Below are 25,427 nucleotides of genomic sequence, written 5' to 3' on the forward strand. Positions count from 1 at the left end.
ATTTACTCCCCGCCAGGTGACTGTTGGGCGTTGGCATTGACAAGGTCGGCCACCCATTGGGTGCGACTTTCACGGCGCAGGATTTCCAGGCGGGTATACAGCAGTAGCGCCAGTGCATAAAACACATAGAAGCCAATTACCATGGTCAATAAGGGATACAACATGGAGGGATCTATGGTGGACTTACCGGTAAATTTAATACTGGCAGGCTGATGCAGGGTGTACCACCAATCGACCGACTTGTAGATGATCGGAATATTCACAGTGCCCACTAATGCCAGAACTGCACTGGCTTTATCGGCACTATCGCGATGCTGGTAGGCTTGCTGTAACGCAATGATGCCCAGGTACAGGAAAAACAGAATCAACATGGACGTGATACGGGCATCCCACTCCCACCAGGTTCCCCAGGTCGGCTTGCCCCAAATGGACCCGGTCACCAAAGCGACAAAAGTCAGTACCGCGCCGAGGGGGGCTGCCGACTTCATCACCATGAATGACAGTTTCATCTTCCAAATCAGGCCAATGGCACCGGCAATCGCCATGATGTAATAGCCCGCCAAGGCCAGGAAAGCGGCAGGCACATGGATATAGATAATGCGATAACTATTACCCTGTTTGAAGTCTGCCGGGGAAAAGGCCAACCCCCAAATACCGCCACCCAGTAACAAGACCAGACTGACAAGACTCAGCCAGGGCAGCCAGGGAGTTGTTTTTTCATAGAACCAACGGGGTGATCCCAAGCGGTGAAACCATTGCCAAGCCATAATCCGAGTCTCTTCAGCTGTTTGTATTATTGCTTTTTGACTTTACGTTACATCGATAACTAATTGATATTTCATGAGTTACTACTAATGCGCAACGCGCCAGCCGCTGCCAGGGGTGCCAACACCAACGCCAGTGCCAGCATGGCTCCCAAAACAGCCAGCTGCATTGCCAGCGGGTTGGATCCCACCGCTGACTGCACCGCACTAGCCCCGAAAATCAACACCGGGATATACAAGGGCATCACGACTAGCGACAGCAATAACCCCCCCTTACGCAAGGATACGGTTAGGGCTGCCCCTACCGCCCCTATCAGGCTCATAGCGGCCGTGCCCAGCAACAGGGAGAACACCAATGGCAAATAGCCCTGTCCCGGTAGGCTCAGCATCAACCCCAGCAGCGGGGATAATAGCGCAATGGGTACACCGGTTGTCAGCCAATGCACCAATACTTTGGCTAACACCACAAAATAAACCGGTTGGGGACTGATCAGGATTTGCTCCAGGGTGCCGTCCTCAAAATCGCTGCGGAATAGACCGTCAAGGGAGAGCATAGTTGCCAGCAGGGCCATCACCCAGAGGATACCGGGGGCAAGCATCGCCAGGACCTTCTTTTCGGGACTGATTCCCAAGGGAATCAGGGTAATAACGATCAGGAAAAACACCAGCGGATTCAGCAAATCTGCGCCGTGGCGAATGGCAATTAACCAGTCGCGCCTCAGGCTGGCGAGAAAACCGCTGAACACACCGGGAATAGCGGCAGGAGAGCTCTTCATCAGGCCTTCTCTCCACTAGCGTAGCGACCGGCAGGGACGGGCCGATAATCCAGCAAATTTAACTGGCGCAGACCTGGCAGGTTTAAATCCTGGTGGGACGTGAGTATCACAAGGCCACCACGGCCGGATTGTTCCAGCATCAAGGATTCCAGCGCTTTTACACCCGGCTTGTCGATGGCAGTGAAAGGCTCATCCAGTATCCATACATCCGCACGGGATAAATACAGGCGCGCCAAGGCAACCCTGCGCAATTGGCCCGCCGACAACTGGTAGCAGGCCGTGTCTTCATAACCTGCCAGCCCTACCCTGGCCAACGCTTCCTCAATTGCCATGCGCACAGGCAGCTGGGCAGTGTACCAACACAGGTTTTCCAGAGGGGTGAGCGCTTTTTTAATACCGGGCATATGCCCGAGGTAGAGACAGCGGGTGGTGTAATCCCAGGGGTGGGTGGCAATGGATTTTCCCTGGAAGAGAATGTCGCCACTGACATCATTGCTAACTGTCGCCAATACCCGCAACAAACTGGTTTTTCCTGCACCATTGGGGCCTAACACCTGAAGAATCTCGCCAGCGCCTAATGCCATGGATAAACCCGTGAATAGCAAACGCTGATCTCGCTCCAGAGCGAGATTACGGATTTCCAACAGGGGTGAGGATTGGCTCAAAAGTATCTCTCAATCAGGGTTGCTAACAGGTGCACGGTCGTTATTGGTTATACCTGATCTGCTTCGGCGGTCGCGAAAAGGCTTTACTGTACTCGCCCATATAAGATTCATATCGGCGCCAGTCGCTACGAGCATTCAGTTATCGCATATTTTGCCGCTATACTCACGGGCGAGCGGCGATTATAAACACCTCGCCCGACCCTGCGCAGCTGTAAATCGCATTTTTAACGGTTGCGCTATAAATATCCCTGCAGACACCTTTTACTCCTGTGGATTAGTGCCCATGGATCTCAGCAAAGTCAACGAGAGCCTGCTCAATAACCTGCAACAGCGCCAGGTAGAGCAAGTGCAGGTACTGAGCAAGGTGCTGGGCATTAAACTGGGTGATCAATTTCTGGCCCAGGTACAGCAATTAACCAACGTCACTGGTGAAGAGCGAGCCCAATTGCTGTCCCGGATAAACCAGCAATTACAGCAAGTTAACCAGGCATCAACCAGCCCCGCCGCCAAAGCGCTGGTTAACCAGCTACTCGCCCAGCAGGCGCTGGTGCAGTCCACGCCATTGCACTGGGTTAACCTGCAGGCATTAGCCAATCCATCCAACACATCGCCCGTCAATACATCGCTGGCCAATAAGCTGGCCGGCCTTGTGCTTTACACCAACCTGCCATTGGATACAGGCCAAACCCTACTGCTTAAGCTGGACGCCAACCACCGCCTGGTTATCCAGGGCGCACTGGCCACCGGGGTACAAGCGCAGTTGCCAGGTTTAAGTAGCCAGCCACTTTCCGTTGAGCAATTAAAAATCCTGTTAACCCAAGTAAAACCATTACCCATTCCGACTGCAACCAATCCCCCCACCCTACCCACAGATCCAAAGGCATCATCCCTGGAGGGGCTGCGGAACAGTTTGCTAAATCTCCTGCCGTATAAAGACCAGCAGACAGGGTTGCTCGATCAGCTGGAACAATTCATCCAGCAGACACGCCAGATTCCGACACAGGAGCGAGGCAATTGGCTATCGAGCCAGCTGCAACAGGCATTAAATAGCCTCGCCAACCAATTGCGTAGCGAACCACAATTGACGCATCCCAAATTACTGGGAGAAGCGCTGCGCAATAACGGGGTTTTCTTCGAGCATAAACTTGGCCAACTGGCAACCGGCAACACCGGTAATGCACTAACCAGCAAGACCAGGGGCGGAGAAAATGGAGCAGGCATAACCAATAACCCTGGACCTGGTAGCGGAGGCAAAATACCCAATATCCAGCCGCTGGTACGACAGGACGTAAAAGCCGGGTTGTTAAACCTGCTGCACTTGTTGGAAACCGAACTCACCAGCCTCGCCCTACCCGTTACACCAGGTCAACACCCACTTAACACTCTGGGCACGCAACCAACATCACCATTAGCAAACCTATTTGTATTGCTGATGGGAATGCATAGCGCCGGAGGACAGGATGCGCGCACCGACCACAAAGTATTACGCCAGCAATTACTGATGTTATTACACCAGCAAACCCTGGGCAGCCTTGCCAAGATTCAACTGCAACAACTCCATGCACTCAATTACCAGCAGGAACAGGCGGACACACCATTGCCTGGGCAATCCTTCCAACTGGATATTCCCCTCCGCCAGGGGCAGGAACTGCAACATTTGCAACTGCTGCTGGAATACCACTGGGTTGACGATGAAACCCGGGAACAACAGGAAACAAACAACAAGGTTCGCCAATGGCAAGTCATGCTGAACTTTGATTTATCCAGTGTTGGCAAATTCTATGTACAGCTGACCCTGCTGGGCGAAAACCTCTCCGCCAATTTTTGGGCGGAGCGCCCTGCCACCCTGGAAAAAACACGGGCAAGGCTCGCACAATTGCAAACACAATTGGAAAAGGAAGGATTGATGATCAAAAGCCTGCAATGCCTGCAGGGCTTGCCACCACAACCCAAAATGTCCCTCGGTTATGCACTGGTGGATGTTAAAACCTGAGAAAAGTCCTCCATGAAGACATCACAACAGGCTAAACCGGCGAAGGCTGTCGCACTCTTTTATGATGGAGTCAATGCGCCCCAGGTGACGGCAAAAGGTGCTGGTAAGGTTGCCGAGGAAATTATTGCCATCGCACAGGAACATGGCGTTCCTTTGTGTGACAATCCATCGCTGGTGGATTTATTGGTCAACCTGGAATTGGGCGATGAGGTTCCCGAAGCACTTTATATTGCGGTGGCCTATATCATCGCCTTTGCGTATCAACTGGAAGGAAAGACAGCGGAGGATATCCCCTCCGCAAAACCCGCACTTTAAGAACCTGTATCGGCATGGATGTCAGGCAGGTTCGAGAATACGCTGCTGATCCGTGCGCAAGATAGATTCAAATACTGCCAACTCAACCGGCATACTGAACAAATAGCCCTGATAAAAATGGCAACCAAAGGCCTTCAGGATCGCCAGCTGCTCCGCTTCCTCAACCCCTTCCGCCACCAATTCCATATCTAACAAGTTACCCATGGTAATGATGGTTTCCACCAATACCCGATCGTTGCGATCGACAATAATATCGCGCACGAACCCCTGGTCGATCTTCAGGGTGCTGACCGGTAAGCGTTTAAGATAACTGATGGATGAATAGCCGGTGCCAAAGTCATCCAGCGAGAAACTGATCCCTTTGTCGCTCAACAGCGTCATGGTGGCGATAGCGTCTTCTACCCGCTGTATCACTATGCCTTCGGTAATTTCCATATCCAGGGAGTTGGGTGGGATCGGGAAGCGCTCGATGGTATCAATCACATCCTGCACAAAGGCCGCGCGGCGGAACTGGCGCGGACTGATATTAATACTGAGTTTCATGCCCTCGTGCCAAAGCCCTTGTTCTGACCATTTCACCAGGGTTTTACAGGCATCCTCCAGTACCCACTGGCCAACATCGATGATCATGCCGGAGGTTTCAAGTACAGGGATAAAATCCACCGGGGATACCATACCCTTGGTTGGATGCTTCCAGCGCAAGAGCGCCTCGGCTCCCACAACCCGGCTGGAGATCACATCCATCTTGGGTTGGTAATAAAGCTCAAACTGCCCTTCCTCCAATGCCCGGTGCAGGTCACCTTCCATCACCAGCTGGCGGCTGACTTTATCGGCCATTTCCTCATTGAAAAACTCAATGGAATCACGGCCCTTTTCTTTTACCTGGTACATCGCAGTATCGGCATAACGCAACAATTCATGTACCGAATTGTTTTTATCCGGATAAACCACCACACCCACACTACAGGTCACGCGCAACTCCATGCTGTCGTAAACATAGGGCTGGGAAATAATACTGCGGATTTTTTCACTGATTTCACCGGCGCGCAGTGCGGCAGTTTCCATGTTTTGATCCAGCACGGTAAGCACTACCACGAACTCATCACCGCTGAGGCGAGCCACCAGATCCTCTTCGCGTACAGACTGCTGCAAACGCGTTGCCACGACTTCAAGCACCTTGTCGCCCACCGGATGGCCCAGGGAGTCATTGATATTTTTGAATTGATCCAGATCGATAAACAACACCGCCCCGTAATAGCCGTGACGCTCAGCGCGGCGCAATTCATGCTCCAGGCGCTCCACCAGTTGTACCCGATTCGGTAAACCGGTCAGTGCATCATGGTGTGCCATAAATTCCATTTTGGCCTGGGCATTTTTACGCTCGGTAATATCTACCGATACAATCAGCGCTACTTTTTCATCGTAAAATGCCAGTGGCATGATGTGTGTTTGCAAGAACAGTTGCTTGCCCGAGGCGGTGATAAAACGCTCTTCTATCACATCCAGCTCTTCATTGCCGCGAATCACGCGATAATCGTTTTGTAGCATGGTGTCTATATCAAACACCGAATTTTTCAAAAGTTGGCGCACATGCAAATTGCGCATTTGCTCGGGGGTATACCCCAGCTCATTGGCCAGTGCCTTATTGGCAAACAGGTAGTAGCCGGCAATGTTGCGCGCGCCAATCATAACGGGCAAGTGATCAATAATCTGCCGCAAATGCTCCTCGCTCTTGCGCAGGGCAAGCTCAACGGCACGACGCTTGGCAAGGGATAATTCCACCACATCAAGCAATTGGTTAAAGCTGGCAATCAATTGCGCCAATTCATCCTTGCGTTGCGAGGGTAAGGGAGTCAGGCGATTTACCCCGGGATGATCGGGGTTAATGCTGTTGATTTCGCGCGACAGGCGCACCAGGGGTTTGGTCAGGGTGAAATAGAAAACAAAAAACAGCAGTAATACCAAAAACATATTGCGAAAAATACCCGTCAGCATTCCCGTTTTGGAGCGGTTGTAAAAACCCTCCAGGGCCATATCCATGTCTACATAGAAGCGGATGCTTCCGGCAGTGCCATCGGTATAACCGGGCAATAGCAAGGTGGCAGTATATTCGCGGGTATTTTCACTGATCTTGCCGGTCAGCCAACGGGTCGGTAAATCCGGACGGGGGCTACTCCCCTGCGCGAGGATATTGCCGGTGTCATCGTAGATCACTACCTCATAGATAAAACCATAGCGTAATAGCCCATTAACCACCTCGTAAGACAATTCATCATCCAGGGTGGATACCGAGCGAACTGCCGGTGGCGTGGCCACCTGGATCACCCGGTCAATCAGGTTTTCCAGTTCTTTTTGCTGGTTGAGATAATCCAGATAGAGCTGGATGGAGCTGAGCAAAAAACTCAACACAAAGGCGAGAATGATGCCGATCTTGGCAAGCTGGAATGAGATGCCGTTAAAAAAGGATGGGGCTTTGTCTCTCATTGACGATGGGTTTCCAGGAATCGGTATCGTTGGCGTGCTGCTACTGACGGCTGAGTATAGTGCAATATTCAAATTTAGACGAAACGCTATAACTTTAGACCATATAAAAAATCAGTAACGGCCTACTTCTTATACAACACGCTCGATGGGTTGATAGCGCTTATTTAATGCTGAAGCCACTGTCGGGTGAGTTACCGCACCTCGACAAACATTCAACCCCTGGGCAAATCCTGCATCGGATTTGAGAGTATCCAGTCCCGCCTTCGCCAAACGCTGTACATAATCGAGTGTTGCATTAGTGAGACCAAGCGTTGCGGTGCGGGCAACTGCACTGGGGATATTGGCGACACAGTAATGAATTACCCCCTCCTCCACATAGGTCGGATTTTGGTGGCTGGTCGGGCGTGAAGTTGCAAAACACCCCCCCTGGTCTATAGCCACATCGACCAGGACACTGGCCGGACGCATGCGGGCAATATCGTCCCGTTCCAACAACCTGGGTGCCGCATCGCCTGCATTGAGTACCGCACCAACAACCAAATCCGCCCCCTGTACCAACTCCGCAATCCTGGTCCGGGTAGCATATTCAGTTTGCAAACGACCACGCCAGAGTTCATCCAGCTGGCGCAAGCGCCCGAGTGATGTATCGACAATGGTGACCTGCGCCCCCAATCCCAATGCCATAGCCGCCGCCTGGGAACCAACCACACCGGCCCCCAGGATCACGACTTGCGCGGGAGCAACACCGGGAACACCACCCAATAGAATCCCCTTTCCCCCCTGCGCCACCTCCAGGTGATGGGCGCCAGCCTGGATGGCCATGCGTCCGGCAATTTCTGACATGGGCGCTAACAGGGGTAAACGCCCCTGGGAATCCCTGACCGTTTCATAGGCGATACAACTGGCGCCCGAATCCAGTAGCGCCGAAGCCATCACAGGATCAGCGGCTAAATGCAGGTAGGTAAATAACACATGATGAGGTTGCAACAGCGAATATTCAGAGGGCTGGGGTTCTTTTACCTTGACGATAAGCCGGGCGGACGCATACACCTCCGCTATGGACGCTGATAAATGCGCACCTGCCCGCTGATAATCCATATCGCTAAAACCTGCGGCAATACCTGCACCTGTTTGAACCAGTACCTGATGCCCCAGGCGGGTTAATTCCGCCACCCCCGCCGGTGTCATGGCTACGCGATTTTCCCCCGCTTTCACTTCTTTCGGTACACCCAAATGCATGAAGACCTCCGCAAACACCCTTGTTTTCAAAGCACATTTAAGACCCTGTAGTTCGAGTATAGCCAGCCATGGATGGCAGTGCCTGCATCAGGGTAAGGATTACATCTGCCACCAGGGCGGACTGGCATGACCTATGCTGCACACTATTCAACCAGGAAAATACGCCAAAAAACGGTACAAAAAATCACCACTTAGTGGTTTACGTGCTAATAGATGACGAAAATTGTCACCCAAGTTATTTATTGTCACGCAATATGAGTGGTACTGGGAATCAGGTATTAATAAAGCGAGCGATCATGATCAATCACGCTGCCGAGCTGCAAGAGTATGTTATCCGTCCCTGCCTGAAGCACTTGGGGATAGAAGATCCGGCGATGGAATTGTTATTGTTGGGCACCGCCGCCAGGGAATCGTCGCAAGGTTTTCAATGTTGCTGTCCGGTCAGCGGGGGGCTTGGTCTCTATCACATCACCCCGGAGCGGCACCAGCAGGTTTGGGATCAAATACTGATCCGCAGTCCCGATATGGCGTCCAACGTGCGTGGGCTTGCCAGCCAGCAGGGGTTCCTCAAAGCACCGCACCAGGAGCTGGTGACCAACCTGCTCTATGCCACGGCAATCGCCTGGGCTATTTACTGGGGGGCAAACGTCTCATCTGCTGACCTGAAGGATGTTACGGCCATGGCCAATACCTGGGCCAGGGATTTTGATAATGGCAGCCGACAGCAGGATGGGAATTACAGTGTTGCCAGCTTTCTGCACAGCTATCGCAAATGGATATTACGCGATAAGCGTATGCGTGCTGCCTGATCCCGCTTTTCCTGCTCACCTATCAATGGATGTCCAACACATCCACATACTGAACCACCTCTTCTTGTGCCGGGCGATGCCAGTTGGGTACTGCACAGGCATCCGACGCATCCTCCACGGCGGTGGCGGTTTTATCGATGGCCAGGTTAACGAAATCAAACAATTCCAGATCCCCCAACTGCGATGGCTGGACGTTGCGGATTGCCGTGAAGATCGTCTCTGTGCGCCCCGGAAATTGACGCTCCCAGGCGTGCAGCATCTCTTTTACTGCCTGGCGCTGAAGGTTTTCCTGGGAGCCGCAAAGGTTGCAGGGAATGATCGGAAAACCTTTCAATCGGGCAAACTCAGCAATATCTTCCTCTGCACAATACGCCAGGGGGCGAATCACGATATTGCGCTTGTCATCAGACAAGAGTTTGGGCGGCATGGCTTTAAGCTTGCCGCCATAGAACATATTCAGGAACAGGGTTTCAATGATGTCATCGCGGTGATGGCCCAGGGCAATCTTGGTCGCCCCGATTTCATCGGCAAACCCGTAGAGGGTACCGCGTCTCAGGCGTGAGCAAAGACCGCAGGTTGTTTTCCCCTCCGGCACTACCTCCTTCACAATGCTGTAGGTATCGCGCTCAATAATATGGAAAGGTACGCCCAGCTGCGCCAGGTAATTGGGAAGTACATGTTCGGGAAAGCCCGGTTGCTTTTGGTCCATATTCACCGCAACCAGCTCAAACCTGATCGGCGCGGTTTGTTGCAAACTCAATAGGATATCCAACATGGTGTAGGAGTCCTTACCGCCGGACAGGCATACCATCACCTTATCGCCATCCTCAATCATGTTGTAATCCACAATGGCACTGCCCGTCTGGCGGCGCAGGCGCTTTTGCAACTTGTTGAATTCGAGGCGATCTTTGCGTTGATTGAGACTGGTCATGCCGGGTACCCTGGAGTTACTGGCAAGCCGGGCCCATAGGCAGCCCGACTTGAAACAAGGCGCGCATTGTACGGATTTTAAGCCCCGGTGGAAAACGAATCCGATAAAGAGAAAAACGAATCCGGCAAGCTTGCCGTTACCTTCCCCCAGCAGGTTATTTTCAGCACAACGCCCGGCAAGGATTTGCCGCCATCTGCGCGAAACTTTCAACCGGAGCAACCCAATACCGATTCAGGTGACAATCTGCCGAATACCGCTATACACCAGCAATGGTGCGGCCTATGATCAATCCACATCCATAAATAAGTATGTTCGCGGCGGGGATTGCCCCAATAAATAGCCGGCTGGCATAGCGCTTGCTCCAGTGAATTCCGGATAGCCACTCTCGTGCAGGTTCAGGAGTTGACGATGTCGATTTTCAAAAAATGGTTTAACAAAGTCCCCTCCCGGGGTATGGCAGAGAGTCACCTCCCTGAAGCTGATACCAACCTTAGCCTGGCCAGCCATATTCCCGACCAATACCTGGTGCTCTGGCAACTCTATAAACAACGCCAACTGCTGGAGATACGCCTGGGCTCTGCCAGCCGTACCTATCAGTCCATGATCCTTGCCCTGGATATAGAGCGAGGCCTGATGTGGCTGGATGATTTATTCCCCCAACAGCTTATCCTGGACACAGGGGATGAAATTACCATCCGCCACCATCGCCAAAGCGAGCAATTGCTTATTCGCACCCACATTACGGCCCTCGGCAGCACTTATGGCGCCAGCGGCCTGGCAGTTCCCTTACCGGAACAGGCACATTACACCGCGCGACGCGCCTCCGCCCGTTTTCACGTTGCCAGCGAAACACCGATCCTGGTCAGAATCCGCACGCTTGGCCAGGACCCCTGCTGCGGAACCCTGCAGGATATTTCCAGCGGCGGTATCAAACTTCATGTCGCCGGTAACCTGCTGCCGCATTTACGCCACGGCGTACAACTCCCCTTGTGCGAGTTTCGACTCAACGATGAGTTGCAAATCCACTGTCGCGCACGCGTTTGTGCCTTTCGCCTGATGCGCGCTCCCTATCGCTGTACACAAATCAGCCTTGAGTTTCTTGATTTGCCGGTAGAAAAACGCATTGCCATTGAACATTACCTGCAATGGGCAAATCAGCAGACAGCACCTGCCAACCAGCGGCGCTTCCGGGTTGCCTAATCCACAGGCAGGTTCAATAAGCCCTTAAATTTATTGAGGAAAATTTCCATACTTTTTGCGCCAGGCATCTACACTGAAACAACAAAACCGCTAGCGTTTGTATTCTCCGCCATGCCATAGCATGGCGATTGCTTCACCCAAGGAATTACTTTATGCGTAACAATGGTCCAGTCACCGGGCGCGAAGTCCGCTTCAACGTCGATGAAGAACTTGTCTCTTCTACCAATACTCGTGGTGACATTCAATTTTGCAACGATGTTTTCCAGCGCATTTCCGGCTTTAGCCACGAAGAACTGATTAACCAGCCACATAACCTGATCCGCCATCCGGATATGCCTCCGGCAACCTTCGGCATGATGTGGGGAGCCCTTAAAGCGGGCAAACCCTGGATGGGGATTGTCAAAAATCGCTGTAAAAACGGCGACCACTACTGGGTCGATGCTTATGTCACACCGCTCAAGCAAAGTGGGCAAATTTACGGTTATGAGTCAGTGCGCGCCAAGGCTGATGAAACCATCCGCCGCCGTGCAGAAGTCGTCTACAACCGCCTGAACCAGGGCAAACCCGCTTACTCGGCCCTTGAAAAACTTTGGCACCTATGGGGTAACAGCCTGTTGATTGCATTGGGTGCCTGGGTGTTATTGCTTTTAACCACGTTACTCACAGGCAGCCTGAGCCTGAATACAGGTCTCGCCCTGGTATTGCCAGCCCTGCTCATCGGGTTCGTCGCACATGTCATGCAACAGCAGCGGATACAGCCGGCCCTGCGCTATGCACGCTCCATTATTGAAGATCCCTTTGCAGCTTATATCTACACCGGGCGGGCAGATGGCCTGGGCGAAATCCAGTTCTCGCAAATGGCCATACGCGCGCGCCTGCGCACTGCACTCGGACGTTTCCGCGAATCTGCAAACGAATTGCATCATAAGGCGGAGGATGCCCATTACCACGCCAATAAAACCCACACGGGCATGACCGAGCAGCAGCGCGAAACCGGCAATGTCGCCAATGCCATGCAACAAATGGCTCTGGCGGTACAGGAAGTCGCTACCGGCGCAACCCAAACCTCTACCGCAACCGGCCATGCCATTGATGAGGTTGATAAGGGACACCAGGTTATTGAAGGCGCCAAATTATCGATTGATGATCTTTCCCATACCGTCAGCAACCTCGGCCAAGTGCTGGCCAAGCTCTCGGAAGACAGCGGCAAGATTGCCAGTGTGGTCGACGTCATTCGCAGCATCGCCGAGCAAACCAATTTACTGGCACTCAATGCAGCAATTGAAGCTGCACGTGCAGGCGAACAAGGCCGAGGCTTTGCCGTGGTGGCCGACGAAGTGCGCTCACTGGCCCAACGTACCCAGGAATCTACCGGCCATATCCAGGAGATCATTGGCAACCTCGCCAAGGCCACCCAGGATGCCAGCAGCAACATGCAAAACTGCCTCAACCTCGCCGATCGCAGCGTAAGTGAAATGAGTAATGTGCGCGCGGCCCTGGGGACGATTGCCGACTCGGTCAATACCATTGACCAGATGTCACACCAAATTGCCGCCGCCGCCGAAGAGCAATCCTCCATGGCCATGGAAATCGAGCGCAATACCTCAGCCATAGCGCGTATCTCTGACCAAAGCCAGATTGAAATTGAGACGGCCGATGAATTGAACAACGAAATGGCACAGTTATCCCAGCGACAATTGGATTTAATTGTGCGTTTCAACTACTGATTGTAGATTTCGTAAAGGACTACAGGATTTTATCGCCAGTCTTGGCTATGATCCGGTCAGCAATACGAGGAATGATTGAGTTATCCCATGACCGAAAAAGCTGTATCGACGACACCACTCTCCCCGGATGAACTTAACCGTCTGGATCGCGCTCACCTCTGGCATCCCTACACCTCCTTTACCAACCCACCACCGGTAACACCGGTGATGGGTGGCGAAGGGGTTTATCTGCATCTCGCCGACGGTCGCAAACTGGTAGATGGTATTTCATCCTGGTGGAGCGCTGTGCATGGCTACAACCATCCAGTGCTCAATAAAGCCGTAACTGACCAACTGCACAAAATGGCCCATGTGATGTTTGCCGGCATTACCCATGAACCGGCCGTAAAGCTGGCTGCCACATTGGCACGTATCACACCCGAGGGCCTGAATAAGGTCTTTTTCTCTGACTCAGGCTCTGTTGCCGTAGAAGTTGCCATGAAAATGGCCGTGCAATACTGGCACTCACAGGGCCAATCCCAGCGCACCCTGTTCCTTAGTTTTAAACGCGGTTATCACGGCGATACCTTTGGTGCCATGTCAGTGTGCGACCCTCACTCGGGCATGCATCATATGTTTCACCATATGCTCAGCCACCAGTTGTTTGCCGATGCACCGGCAACAGGTTTTGAGGAGCCATTCCAGGAATCCCACATCGCCAAATTCTCCCAGATGATCCAGCAACATCGCCAGAAAATTGCAGCGGTGATCCTGGAGCCGATTATGCAGGGCGCGGGAGGCATGCATTTTTATTCACCGCAGTTCTTGCAGCGGGTGAAACAGCTCTGCGACCAACACCAGATCCTGCTGATTGCCGACGAAATTGCTACCGGTTTTGGGCGTACCGGAAAACTCTTTGCCTGTGAACACGCCAGTATCAGCCCGGACATTATGTGTATTGGCAAAGCCCTCAGCGGCGGTTATATCACTCTCGCAGCAACCCTGTGCAACGACAGGGTTAGCAGTGGAATATGCCAGGGCGATTACAGCGCCCTGATGCATGGTCCCACCTACATGGCCAATCCCCTCGCCTGCGCTGTTGCCAATGCCAGTATTGACCTGCTCATGAAAAGCGACTGGCAACAAAAGGTTAAGCGAATCAGCGAGCAACTCCATCACGAACTGATGCCCTGCCGGGAGTTTTCCTATGTGAAGGATGTGCGAGTGCTGGGGGCCATTGGTGTTGTAGAACTGGAAAAACCGTTTAATACCCATGAGCTAACCCAGGCTTTTGTTGCCCAGGGTGTTTGGGTCAGACCGATGGGACAGGTTATTTACCTGATGCCGCCTTTTATTATCAACCCGGAAGAGTTAAGCAAGCTCACCGCTGCAGTAGCCAAAGTGATTGCCAATATGGCGAAGTGATGTGCCGCCGAATAAAAATGGGCCTGATGGCCCATTTTTATTCGAGTCGAGTCAAGGGCACGGTCAACGAATCGGGCGAATACCTACGGCATCGCGCACCTTTCCCAACAGCGGCTTACTGTAAGCACGCGCCTTGGCCGCACCAGCCTGCAACACCTCTTCGACGTGGGCGGGATTAGCCAGCAGTGCTTCGTATCGATCGCGCGCCTCTGCCAATTGTCCATTAACCAGCTCAAACAACTGGCGCTTGGCCTCTCCCCAGGCAATACCCTCCGCAAATTGCTGGCGCATAGCAGCAGTTTGCTCCGGCGTCGCAAAGGCCTGCCAAATCTGGAATACCGGTGAGGTATCCGGGTCTTTGGGGTCGCCCGGCTCAAGCAGATTTGTCAGGATTTTATTGATGGATTTTTTCAACGGTTTTTCAGGTAAAAACAACGGAATAGTATTGCCATAGCTTTTACTCATCTTGCGCCCATCCAAACCTTGCAACACAGCGACATTGTCATCGACCAGCGCTTCGGGCAATACAAAATGCTCACCGTAATGGTGGTTGAAGCGGGCCGCTATATCGCGCGCCATCTCAATATGCTGGATTTGATCCCTGCCAACAGGCACCTTGTGGGCATTGAACATCAAAATATCCGCTGCCATCAGCACCGGATAAGAATAGAGTCCCATGGTAATCCCATAATCCGGGTCTTCACCTGCCTCCTGGTTGGCATCCACGGCAGCTTTATAGGCGTGAGCGCGATTCATCAACCCCTTGGCGGCCATGCAAGTTAATACCCAACAGAGTTCAGGGATTTCAGGAACATCCGATTGGCGATAAAAAATTGCATTATCGGTATTCAAGCCCAGGGCTAACCAGGTTGCCGCAATTTCACGGGTAGACTGCTGCACCTGCGCCGGATCCTGGCATTTGATCAGCGCATGGAAATCCGCCAGGAAATAAAATGACTGAACATCGGCGCGTTGGCTGGCTGTAATAGCGGGACGAATGGCGCCCACATAGTTTCCCAGATGAGGAGTACCCGTGGTGGTAATACCGGTGAGAACACGTTGTTTGGTCATGATGGGGCTTCTTACTTATTCGGTACAAAATAACAAGGCCGCCATCATACAGGCATAGGCTGTAAAAGCCAGCCTGATGACAGTGGCGAGCTAAAGCCCGGCGTAATACTGATCTGCATTTTGCAGGATGAGCGTATCCAGCCCGGCCTGGGTTAATAATTGCACCGCAACATCACAGCGACGCCCGGAATCATCGGTTACGACATACACCATACCCGAATCCAGTTCACGCAATTGGGCGCGCAATTGATTGAGGGGAATGTTGCGACTGCCAGGCACAGCGGCAAAGCGGCGCTCCAGTGACAAGCGCACATCAACAATTTGATAGGTTATATTTTCCGGTGGATGCTTCAGCTGCTCGACAGTGATAAATTTTTGTACCGGCTGCTGCAACAACTCGCGGAAATCCTCTTTCTTAAGCACCTTAAGCTTGCCCGGTGTCAGCATTTTGATAGTGGCGTTACGGGTGGTATCCCCTACCAGCGCCTCCTCGCCGAAATAATTACCCGGGCGCAAGGCCGCCAGTATCTGGCCGGAAGTATCCAGTACCACAGCGCTCCCGGACTCAAGCACATAGAAAAATTCGCCCCGTTCCCCCTGTTTGATAACAATTTCATCGGCTTGTACTTTCTGGGTGCTAAAACGCAAAAACAGCTGGCGAATATTGGCCGGCGGCAACTTGGTAAACAAAGGAGCCTGCAACAATGCAGACATCCAGTCGTTATCATCATCGCTCCCCACCAGGGTGTCATTAGCGGCATTCTGGCCATCGCCGCTCTCACTCCAGGCCATGACCAAATCGAGGAAGTCGCTATCAACCGCCAACAGGGTAACCGGTGACTTGGCGACAGCAGAAACCTGTGTGGGCTGGCTCATATTCAAGGGAGAGCGGCGCGACTCACTGGAGGGATTCAAGGTAGCAATCTGGAAAGCCGAATCAATCAGGTCAACCGTGCCACTGAGTAAATAAAGCTTCTCCGGAAAGGGGCGGCCCCGCTTAAAAATAATGGAGCCTTTGGGAAACTCGCGCAAAACCGCTTTCTCGGCTACCTGCACCAGGTACTCATGCGAAAGTGTATTGAAAGGTGTAAATGATGAGAGTACATCAAGGCTGATCGCCATGGTTAAAACTCCGGCAGCACCTGTGTTGGAAGATTATGAACCATAAAGGTCAATATAGGACAACAGGCGACAATAAAAGACAGCATGGGTCAAAAACTGCCGGGAATTATAATCAGGGCACTCTTACGATGCCCTGATTAGCTCACAGGATTTTGGACTGGTTCACACGTGATCTGATTTATATAGCGAAAAGGATTAAACACTCACCTGTGCCACCGGCGGCTTGTTAAACCTGAAAAAGGCTACAGCGGCTTTATAGAGGAGCCAGGCATCCCTGGTACCGGCCAGCTCGCGGATGGAATGCATACCAAAAGTGGGAACACCGACATCCAGGGTCTTAACACCAACCTCGGAAGCCACAATCGGACCAATCGTACTGCCACACCCCATATCAGTCCGCGCCACAAAACTCTGTAGCGGAACCTCCACCTGCTCGCAGAGCATACGGAAGATTGCACTGGTCTCACTGGTAGTAGCGTAACGTTGATTAGCATTCACCTTGATAACCGGGCCGCGATTCAGCAAAGGCCCGTGTTTTTCATCATGCTTTTCCATAAAGTTAGGGTGTACGCCATGGGCATTGTCAGCCGAAATCATCATCGAGCGCTCGATAACCCGCACGCGGGTATCCACCTCAGGCAACAAACGCTCCAGGAAATTCTGCAACATAGGCCCTTTGGCGCCACAACAGGAAGCACTACCCACCTCTTCATGATCAGTGCATACCAGTATGCTGGAAACCTCAGGATCAGCTTCAAGTAATGCGCGTAACCCCGTATAGCAGCTCAATAAATTATCAAGGCGAGCACTGGCAATAAATTGCTGTTCAAGGCCAATGACCGCCGCTGCCTGGGTGTCATACAGGCTAATCTCGTAATCCAGCACCTCAGTAACCCCTGCCTCAGGATGCTCATGTTGTACTCGGGCCAAAAGAATGGTGCGAACGTCTGGTGGACTTGCATCTTCTGTATCCAGCTGCAGCAATACCGGCACTATATCTTTCTGGGCATTGATGCTGCGATTGCTATTCGCCTCGCGATCCAGGTGAATAGCCAGGCTGGGTACCACGGCAACCGGGTCTTTGAAGTCAACTAACAGGCTGAATACTTCACCCGCTGCACGGCGACAGGTGACACGCCCCGCCATGGATAAATCCCGGTCGTACCAGGGCGCCAACAAGGCACCGCCATACACCTCTACCCCCAACTGGTAATAACCACGGCGATTCAATTCCGGGCGGGGCTTGAGCTTAAGGCAGGGGCTGTCGGTATGGGCTCCAAACAGGCGAATGCCCGTGTCCAGCAATGGCCGACGACCATAGACAAACGCAATAATGGACGAATCATTGCGTGTCACCCAATAGCGTCCGCCTGGTTTAAGTGCCCAGGCATCTGCTTCGCGCAAGGGTTCAAAACCGGCTGCCGATAAGACTGCAGACAGATTACTGGTGGCATGGAAGGGGGTGGGTGATTGGCTCAGGAACTCAAGCAATCCCTGATTGAAATCAGTGGGGAGTAATTGTGGCTGGATCATAGTCTTGCCTTAGGGTCTTTCACTGCTGGATAAAAATGATTCGCCGACTGCGGCTATCAATCCCGGTCGAGAACTAACGCCTGCTCGCGGATACGCTGGCGCTTTTGCCAGGATACGGAATCGCGCAAGTAAACCGGTTGGACAGCATGGATATCCTGAGTCCTGCCCGCTTCCACTACAGACACCGCCAAGAGCGCAATCTCTTCCGCGCGGGGCTGTATATCCAGCAAACAAGCTGTTGCCTGCCTGGAAGCCAGCGCCTGCATAAGAGGATAGTGCCACCCCGGACCGGCGGCTATAAACGGAGGCAGGTTTACCAGCGAAGCATGGGCCATAACATCCACAGGCTTCATCACATGCTCGCCACTGGGGTTGGCCAGGCTGTCATTACCGGCATATTCGAATAATCCCCAATACACCTCATCCATACGCGCATCCAATGCAACCATTACCGGACCCCGCCACTCAGGATGTTGGCGATACACCTGCAATGCCATAGCTTCCAGGGTTGAAACGGGAACAACGGGAATGCCTGAACCATAGGCCAGCCCTTGTACAATGCCCATACAGATCCGCAATCCAGTAAAGGAACCAGGGCCACGCCCGAATGCAATTACATCCACCTCGGACACGCTGATTCCCTCTTCACCCAACACCTCATCAACCATAGGCAACAAGCGTTGGGTGTGGCTTTTAGTGGCTATTTCATGGCGAATACCCAATTTTCCGTCACGATTGAGCGCGACCGAGCAGGCATCCGTCGAGGAGTCCAGGGCGAGAATCAAACTCATGGCAGGTGAGTCCACAACCAAAAAACACATCCGGAAAATAAAATAGGCTCCGTAGAGCCCATTTTCAGTACATCAACAGAGACCTGTTAACGCAATACATCAAGCAACTGCTGGCGAATGCTATCCACACTGCCGATACCATTAATGCGGGTATATTTGGGGGCTTTGACCTTACCTTCCGCTACCAGCTTTTGATAAAAGCCAACCAGGGGTTCCGTTTGTTCGTGATAAACCGCCAGACGCTTACGCACAGTTGCCTCATGGTCATCAGGGCGCTGCACCAAAGGCTCACCGGTAACATCATCGTGACCTTCAACCCTGGGGGCATTATGGATGATGTGATAAACCCGGCCAGAGGCTTCATGCACACGGCGGCCACTCAGGCGCGCAACGATTTCCTCGTCGGGAACATGAATCTCAATCACATGATCGATATGGACATCCGCTTCCAGTAAAGCTTCAGCCTGGGGAATAGTCCGGGGAAAACCATCAAACAGAAAACCATTGGAACAGTCGCTGGAGCTAATACGCTCTTTCACCAGGGCAATAATCAAATCATCAGAGACAAGGCCACCGGAAGCCATAATATCCTTAGCCTGCAAACCAAGGGGAGTACCCGCCTTAACCGCCGCCCGCAACATATCGCCCGTGGAAATTTGCGGAATACCAAAATGCTCCATTATCAATTGTGCTTGTGTTCCCTTGCCCGCACCCGGCGCGCCCAACAGTATTACTCTCATTTATGGATTGCTCCTCAGTCTTATTTTCGCGCTAACAGGTGTAAAGCTTCGTCGCTCAAACCTTTCTTGACCCGACAAATTAAATGTCAAATCAAGCCCCGGGACCCTGCCGATAGGGGTTGATCCGCTGGAATGCCCCGATAAAAGAGGCGTTACGATACACGTCAAGCCATGCAATCACAATACACCCTGTTTTGTGACCCAGTGCTGCCTTATGGGGATTTATATGCCAGCATCGGATATTCCTCGTCCGATCCCCTAAAACACATGAAGTACATCCTCATTTTATTGCCAGAAAGTGACACTCATCCTAGAATATGAGTCAAAGCCCCCGACCACTAGGATAAAAACATGGCACAAACCATAGAACTCGATGATTATGATCGCAAAATACTGCGCGCCCTCCAGGAAAATGCAGATTATTCCATGGCAGATCTGGGCAATATGATTGGCCTCAGCCACACGCCGTGCTGGCGCCGCCTCAAGCGGCTGGAAACGGAAGGGGTTATCCGCGGCAAGGTTACCCTGCTCGACCCCAAACTGCTCAATCTGGGGGTGACTGTACACGCCTATATCACGATCAAAAACCATGATGCCAGTTCACTGGAAGCCTTTGAAACGGCCGTGCAAGCCATTCCCGAAGTGGTGGAATGCTATTCCACCAGTGGTGAAAAAGATTATGTACTGCGGGTGGTGGTAGAGAGTGTCGAGCATTACGAACGGCTGATGAAACAAACCCTGATCCATTTGCCCAATATAGGCTCCATTAATTCTGCCTTTGCCTTGAAACAAGTAAAGTTCACGACGCAATTACCTATTTAGCCTTGCCTGTTGGTTCAAAAACCCTTTGCCAATTTTCCAGAAGACCGGATTGATAACCTCAGCCCCATACACAAAAGGCGCCCGCAGGCGCCTTTGTTGTCAGATTATTCCCAATACCTTATTAAACGCGAAACTGGCCAACCAATTGCCTCAGGTGTACCGATAAAGCATTCAACCTTTGGCTTTGTTCTGCTGTCTTGGAGGCATCCTTGGCTGTTGTCATCGCCAGATCATTAATCTGGACCAGGTTTTTATCAATTTCCGCCGTCACTGAACTCTGTTGCTCGGCAGCTGCAGCGATTTGCAAGGTCATGTCTGATATGGTTTTTACGGAAGAACCAATACCGGCCAGGGATTTACCGGCTTCATTGGCTGAGGTCACCACTTCATCCGACATACTGGCACTGGAGGACATGGCACTGACAGCCTGTTGCACACCCGTCTGGAGCTGCCCCAGCATCCCCTGGATATCCTGGGTTGAATGCTGGGTCCGGCTAGCCAATGTCCGCACCTCATCCGCAACCACTGCAAACCCCCGCCCCTGCTCGCCGGCGCGGGCGGCTTCGATTGCCGCATTCAATGCCAACAAATTCGTCTGTTCCGCCACACCGCGAATTACATCGATCACCGAGGTTACCTTTTGCGCCTCAGATTCCAACTGGCGCATGGTTTCCGCTGCTTGTGAAATGCGTGCAGCCAACCCTTGAACCCGCTCAACAGCCTGTTGGATACGCACTTGCCCCTGATCCGTTGTCGAGGCAACATCTTTGGTGTTTTGTGCAGTATCGCCGGTATTGCGTGCAACCTCCTGGATAGCCACGGTTAGTTCATTCACTGCCGTCACCACCATGGTAATTGCCTGACATTGCTGGTCAGCCGCTTGCTGGCTCGTAGTAGAAACCTCTAACAGGGACTCTGCAGCCCGCGATACTTCATTAGTATTGTGCAAAACGTCAGCAATAATACCTTGCAGCTTTGCCATAAACTGATTGACGTGCTGTGCCAACTGCCCTACCTCATCGCGGCTGTCCACATCAATACGAATGGTTAGGTCGCCATCGCCCTCGGCGATGTTCTGGATACGATCGCTAATACGATTCAGCGCCCGAATGACCAACAAAGGTAAAAAGACGACCGCCAGGGCACTGACCAAAACACCGAGGATCACCATGGTAAGCAGCTTGGCTGAAATGGCATGGGTCTCAGCCTCTGTTTGCCGGGTGAACAATTCCACATGCTCCAGGCGTTTTTCCTGCAACTCATCCAGATAGTTACGTACATCGCTGAACGCATTCGCAGCGCTGCCATAAGAGCGCTCAAGGGCCTGAGCCCTGGTACTAGCATCACCCGCGCGAATCAGACGTAACACCTCATCAGCCTCTCCGCGCCAAATCTGGTAACGGCGTAAAAACTCATTGCGCTCTGCAGTCGTTGAGGTATCGGATAGTTTCAGGGACTCCAGCACGCGGTCATGGGTCTGCTGCGCGTTATCCAACTGCTCTTTAAACAGGGCCGGATCATTATTGTTTAATTGCAGGAGACTGCGCTCCGCCACCAATGCCTGGTACAAATCGCGATCGGCTTGAATCATCAGCTGGATTTCAGGGAGATTGATAACCGCAATTTTTTCTGTGTTTTGCGTCAGGCGCTGGCTGGTATTGATTGCAAATATACCCAAGGCCAGCACAAGCAGCAGCAGGATGCTGAGTGGGAGAGTAAGCTTCCAGCGAAAGCTCAGGTTTTGGTACCAGGAAAACATAAGCCACCTCGATTATTGTCCATTTGTAGTTTTGGTGTGCATTAAGCGTAGTCGAGGTTTTGCAATCAGTTGTCCAAGTCCTCACAGATATATTTTATGGACAGGTAATCATCAAGCCCGTACTTTGACCCTTCCCTGCCCCAACCGGATTGTTTGACTCCCCCAAAGGGAGCCATTGCGTTGGAGATAACCCCGGTGTTCAACCCCAACATGCCGGTTTGCAGCTGTTGCGATAACCGCCAGCAACGCGTCCGATCCCGGGTATAAGCATAGCTAGCCAGACCATAGTCAGACGCATTCGCCAATTCGAGCACCTCATCTTCCGTATCAAAAGCGATCAAAGGTACAACCGGACCAAAAATTTCTTCAGAAGCCAGTACAGAATTTACCGGAACATCGCGCAATATTTGTGCTGGATAAAAATATCCCTGCTTGACCAGTCCTGCACTCAGGGCTTGGCTATAGGCAAGGGTGGCGCCCTCGGAAAGTGCAGCCTGTACAAGGTCGTGAACCTTTTGCTGAGCTTTGGGGGAGATCAATGGCCCAAGGTTAACCCCTTCTTCAAGGCCATTGCCAATATGCAGCTTTTCAACCGCTGCGATTAAACGCCCCAGGAATACCTCATAAATAGATCGCTGCACATAAAAACGATTGGCGCATACACAGGTCTGCCCCGCATTGCGGAATTTACTCGCAATAGCGCCGCTAACAGCCGCGTCAATATCGGCATCTTCAAACACGATAAAAGGTGCATTGCCACCCAACTCCAGTGAAATGCGTTTTACCTGGGATGCTATCTGACTGATCAGCTGTTTACCCACCGCCGTAGAGCCGGTAAAGCTAAGTTTTTGTACCTGGGGGTGATGGCAAAATACCTCCCCCAACGCCTGGGACCGGGTACTGGGAAGCACATTGATTACCCCATCAGGAATACCCGCCTCTTGAGCCAAATAAGCCAGTGCCAAAGCCGACAAGGGTGTTTCAGCCGCTGGCTTGGCAACCAATGCACACCCAGCCGCAAGGGCCGGTGCCATCTTGCGAGCCAGCATTGCATTGGGAAAATTCCAGGGCGTAATTGCCGCGACAACACCGACAGGTTGCTTGAGGGTCAGGATACGTTTTCCCCCATCCGGTGGCGGGATGACATCGCCGTATACACGCCTTGCCTCATCGGCAAACCAGTCAATGTAGCTGGCGCCATAGGCAATTTCAGCCTCAGCTTCTGCCAGCGGTTTACCTTGTTCCAGGGTTAGCAAATGTGCCAAATCGCGCTGGCATCGGGTAACCAGCCCAAACCATTTACGCAATAGATGGCAGCGTTGTTGAACGGGGATTGCGGCCCATCCAGCTTGAGCATGAGCCGCAGCCGAGATAGCACTCCCGGCATCATCTACAGAGGCATCTGCCACCTCGATAATTATCTTTCCTGTTGCGGGATTGAGAACGGGAAAGGTACTCGCCGCACTGGCATTGCGCCATTCACCGGCGATAAAAAGTTGGCTTTTGAGCAGTTCCGGCCTAACTGCAGACATCATCTAATCCTTGCCGGAAGGCTTGGCTAATGGCCTGACACCTATTTTGCGCACATGGTTACCTTCTACTTCAGCGATGGTCCAGGAGATGTTGCTCCATTCTGCATGGTCGCCCACAACCGGCTTGCCACCAACCAAATGGGTAACCAGCTCACCGATGGTTTTGTACTCCTCATAGCCTTTCATCTCCAGTGCATACAACATCGCCAGGTCAGCCAGCTCTGCTTCGCCCTGGATAATAAAATCACCAAAGAAGCTCAGGTCCATATTGCGTTTGGGCGCCTCGCTGAACAGACGCCCCAATTCCGACAAATCTTCTTCATGGCCAATGACACAAAGAATATCCCCCGCCATCAAGCGCGTACTTCCGGTAGGGTGCAGCAACTCTTTTCCACGAAACAAAGCGGCAATCCGGGTATTCTCCGGCATATGCAATTCGCGCAGAGCAGCATTAATACACCACTTTTCGGCACCTAACTTATAAATAAACAATTCCCATTGGCTCGCGACATTAATCTCAAGCCCAGCCCTGGAATATGGAGATGGAACCGATGGCACCTCCACATGTGCCAGCTTGGCCGCAAACCCAAGGGTTGTCCCCTGTAACAGCAGGGAAACCAGCACAATAAAGAACGCCACATTGAAGAAGAGTTGAGCATGCTCCAGACCTGCCATGAGCGGGAACACTGCCAAAATGACAGGAACAGCACCACGCAGCCCTACCCAGGAAATAAACAAACGCTCTTTCAAATTGAACGAGCGGAAAGGCGCAAGACCAATAAAGATCGACAGAGGGCGTGCAAACAGAATCATCCACAGTGACAGCAGAAGAGCCGGTACGGCAATCGGCAGCAGATGGCTGGGTGTCAGCAACAAGCCCAACACGAGGAACATACCTATCTGGCTGAGCCAGGCCAAACCATCAAACATATGCAGGATGCCATGGCGATTGCGAATGGGGCTATTTCCCAAAAACAAGCCACAAACATAAACCGTGATAATCCCACTACCGCCGATTACACCTGACAACGCAAACAACATAATACCGCCGCTGACAGCCAATAGAGGATAGAGGCCATCAGCAATATGGATTCGATTAATAATTTGCAATAACAACCAGCCACCCGCCAAACCCAACGCAATACCAACACCAAATTGCTGGATAAAGCTGGTCAAGACTCCCCAGCTAAATCCGGTTTCACCGGCCGCTATCATCGCAATCAGGGTGACGGTAAGAAAAACAGCCATGGGGTCGTTGGTACCCGATTCTATCTCCAGGGTAGAACCGACACGCTCATTGAGCCCTTTACCATTTAGCAGGTTAAAAACAACGGCAGCATCCGTAGAACCCACAATGGCACCAATTAACAGGCCTTCCAGCAAGCTCAAATCAAACAGCCATGCTGCCGCGATACCCGTGAGGCCCGATGTGATAACAACGCCCACTGTCGCCAGGGACATAGCCGGCCAGAGCGCCACCCGGAAAGTAGCCACCCTGGTACGCATTCCCCCATCCAGAAGAATAATGGCCAGCGCCAGGTTACTGACCAGGTAAGCCACTGAATAATTATTGAAGACGATACCCCCGGGGCCATCCACACCGGCAAGCATCCCAACGCCCAGAAAAATCACCAGGATAGGCACACCCACCCTGGTAGACAGCGAACTGAAAAGAATACTGGCAGCAACCAGAATAGCCCCGACAAACAATACTTGATTAACAGTAGTAGCGTCCAAAAATTTGCCCTTT

At 52.3% G+C, this 25,427-nt stretch carries 22 protein-coding genes; 8 read left to right on the forward strand and 14 right to left on the reverse strand.

The annotated features are described in order from the left end of the window. Positions 1–2: 2 nt before the first annotated feature. The 3 genes from CJA_RS10040 to ccmA form a co-directional block, all read right to left on the reverse strand. Positions 3–767: a heme ABC transporter permease gene (locus CJA_RS10040; protein ID WP_012487674.1), complete on the reverse strand. Its 765-nt coding sequence runs from the start codon at positions 765–767 to the stop codon at positions 3–5. A 71-nt stretch (positions 768–838) separates the two neighbouring features. Continuing rightward, entirely contained in the window at positions 839–1,540 is a 702-nt protein-coding gene (gene ccmB, locus CJA_RS10045; RefSeq protein ID WP_012487675.1) for a heme exporter protein CcmB, read from the reverse strand. After that, on the reverse strand, positions 1,540–2,205 hold the full coding sequence (gene ccmA, locus CJA_RS10050; RefSeq protein WP_012487676.1) for a cytochrome c biogenesis heme-transporting ATPase CcmA: 666 nt from the start codon (positions 2,203–2,205) through the stop codon (positions 1,540–1,542). The genes ccmB and ccmA overlap by 1 nt, the downstream gene beginning before the upstream one ends. 283 nt (positions 2,206–2,488) lie before the next feature. Here ccmA and fliK point away from each other — a divergent pair, with 283 nt between their 5' ends. Further along, positions 2,489–4,198 carry a flagellar hook-length control protein FliK gene (gene fliK / locus CJA_RS10055; RefSeq protein WP_041551432.1) on the forward strand — a complete coding sequence of 570 codons (1,710 nt, stop codon included), beginning with the start codon at positions 2,489–2,491 and terminating at the stop codon, positions 4,196–4,198. A 12-nt stretch (positions 4,199–4,210) separates the two neighbouring features. Continuing rightward, positions 4,211–4,513 (forward strand): EscU/YscU/HrcU family type III secretion system export apparatus switch protein, encoded by a 303-nt coding sequence (locus tag CJA_RS10060; protein WP_012487678.1) that lies wholly within the window; start codon positions 4,211–4,213, stop codon positions 4,511–4,513. Positions 4,514–4,534: 21 nt separating this feature from the next. On the opposite strand, the gene CJA_RS10065 is transcribed toward CJA_RS10060, so the two are convergent. Beyond that, a complete protein-coding gene (locus CJA_RS10065) occupies positions 4,535–6,997 on the reverse strand; it encodes an EAL domain-containing protein (protein WP_041551433.1) in 2,463 nt (820 codons plus the stop codon). A 129-nt stretch (positions 6,998–7,126) separates the two neighbouring features. Next, positions 7,127–8,236, reverse strand: coding sequence for an alanine dehydrogenase (gene ald / locus CJA_RS10070; protein ID WP_012487680.1), 1,110 nt, complete (start codon positions 8,234–8,236; stop codon positions 7,127–7,129). Positions 8,237–8,532: 296 nt separating this feature from the next. Between ald and CJA_RS10075 the strand changes: the two genes are divergently transcribed. Continuing rightward, complete coding sequence (locus tag CJA_RS10075; RefSeq protein WP_012487681.1) at positions 8,533–9,045, forward strand: hypothetical protein; 513 nt, start codon at positions 8,533–8,535, stop codon at positions 9,043–9,045. Between the two features lie 22 nt (positions 9,046–9,067). On the opposite strand, the gene ttcA is transcribed toward CJA_RS10075, so the two are convergent. Then, a complete protein-coding gene (gene ttcA, locus CJA_RS10080) occupies positions 9,068–9,976 on the reverse strand; it encodes a tRNA 2-thiocytidine(32) synthetase TtcA (RefSeq protein WP_012487682.1) in 909 nt (302 codons plus the stop codon). A gap of 87 nt (positions 9,977–10,063) precedes the next feature. On the opposite strand from ttcA, the gene CJA_RS10085 reads away from it, so the two are divergent. The 4 genes from CJA_RS10085 (at position 10,064) to bioA (ending at position 14,307) form a co-directional block, all read left to right on the forward strand. Further along, positions 10,064–10,261, forward strand: coding sequence for a hypothetical protein (locus tag CJA_RS10085; protein ID WP_012487683.1), 198 nt, complete (start codon positions 10,064–10,066; stop codon positions 10,259–10,261). A 123-nt stretch (positions 10,262–10,384) separates the two neighbouring features. Beyond that, complete coding sequence (locus tag CJA_RS10090; RefSeq protein WP_012487684.1) at positions 10,385–11,176, forward strand: flagellar brake protein; 792 nt, start codon at positions 10,385–10,387, stop codon at positions 11,174–11,176. A 152-nt stretch (positions 11,177–11,328) separates the two neighbouring features. After that, positions 11,329–12,903, forward strand: a complete 1,575-nt coding sequence (locus tag CJA_RS10095) for a methyl-accepting chemotaxis protein (RefSeq protein ID WP_012487685.1) — start codon at positions 11,329–11,331, stop codon at positions 12,901–12,903. An 87-nt stretch (positions 12,904–12,990) separates the two neighbouring features. Further along, positions 12,991–14,307 (forward strand): adenosylmethionine--8-amino-7-oxononanoate transaminase, encoded by a 1,317-nt coding sequence (bioA, locus tag CJA_RS10100; RefSeq protein ID WP_041551434.1) that lies wholly within the window; start codon positions 12,991–12,993, stop codon positions 14,305–14,307. A gap of 63 nt (positions 14,308–14,370) precedes the next feature. Here bioA and CJA_RS10105 read toward each other — a convergent pair whose 3' ends face one another. The 5 genes from CJA_RS10105 to adk form a co-directional block, all read right to left on the reverse strand. Further along, complete coding sequence (locus CJA_RS10105; RefSeq protein WP_012487687.1) at positions 14,371–15,378, reverse strand: tryptophan--tRNA ligase; 1,008 nt, start codon at positions 15,376–15,378, stop codon at positions 14,371–14,373. A 90-nt stretch (positions 15,379–15,468) separates the two neighbouring features. Next, the gene (locus CJA_RS10110) at positions 15,469–16,500 is read right to left on the reverse strand and encodes a cyclic nucleotide-binding domain-containing protein (protein ID WP_012487688.1); all 1,032 of its coding nucleotides are present in this window, start codon (positions 16,498–16,500) and stop codon (positions 15,469–15,471) included. Positions 16,501–16,695: 195 nt separating this feature from the next. Further along, the gene (locus tag CJA_RS10115; protein ID WP_012487689.1) at positions 16,696–18,033 is read right to left on the reverse strand and encodes a M18 family aminopeptidase; all 1,338 of its coding nucleotides are present in this window, start codon (positions 18,031–18,033) and stop codon (positions 16,696–16,698) included. A gap of 56 nt (positions 18,034–18,089) precedes the next feature. Then, the gene (tsaB, locus tag CJA_RS10120; RefSeq protein ID WP_041552225.1) at positions 18,090–18,824 is read right to left on the reverse strand and encodes a tRNA (adenosine(37)-N6)-threonylcarbamoyltransferase complex dimerization subunit type 1 TsaB; all 735 of its coding nucleotides are present in this window, start codon (positions 18,822–18,824) and stop codon (positions 18,090–18,092) included. An 86-nt stretch (positions 18,825–18,910) separates the two neighbouring features. Continuing rightward, a complete protein-coding gene (gene adk, locus CJA_RS10125; RefSeq protein ID WP_012487691.1) occupies positions 18,911–19,564 on the reverse strand; it encodes an adenylate kinase in 654 nt (217 codons plus the stop codon). A 351-nt stretch (positions 19,565–19,915) separates the two neighbouring features. Here adk and CJA_RS10130 point away from each other — a divergent pair, with 351 nt between their 5' ends. Next, complete coding sequence (locus CJA_RS10130; protein ID WP_012487692.1) at positions 19,916–20,386, forward strand: Lrp/AsnC family transcriptional regulator; 471 nt, start codon at positions 19,916–19,918, stop codon at positions 20,384–20,386. Positions 20,387–20,507: 121 nt separating this feature from the next. Here CJA_RS10130 and CJA_RS10135 read toward each other — a convergent pair whose 3' ends face one another. The 3 genes from CJA_RS10135 to CJA_RS10145 form a co-directional block, all read right to left on the reverse strand. Beyond that, entirely contained in the window at positions 20,508–22,145 is a 1,638-nt protein-coding gene (locus CJA_RS10135; RefSeq protein ID WP_012487693.1) for a methyl-accepting chemotaxis protein, read from the reverse strand. Between the two features lie 65 nt (positions 22,146–22,210). After that, on the reverse strand, positions 22,211–23,677 hold the full coding sequence (locus tag CJA_RS10140) for an NAD-dependent succinate-semialdehyde dehydrogenase (protein WP_012487694.1): 1,467 nt from the start codon (positions 23,675–23,677) through the stop codon (positions 22,211–22,213). A gap of 3 nt (positions 23,678–23,680) precedes the next feature. Continuing rightward, on the reverse strand, positions 23,681–25,414 hold the full coding sequence (locus CJA_RS10145) for a potassium/proton antiporter (protein WP_012487695.1): 1,734 nt from the start codon (positions 25,412–25,414) through the stop codon (positions 23,681–23,683). Between the last annotated feature and the right edge of the window lie 13 nt (positions 25,415–25,427).

The organism is Cellvibrio japonicus Ueda107 (assembly GCF_000019225.1).
Classification (GTDB): Bacteria; Pseudomonadota; Gammaproteobacteria; order Pseudomonadales; family Cellvibrionaceae; genus Cellvibrio; species Cellvibrio japonicus.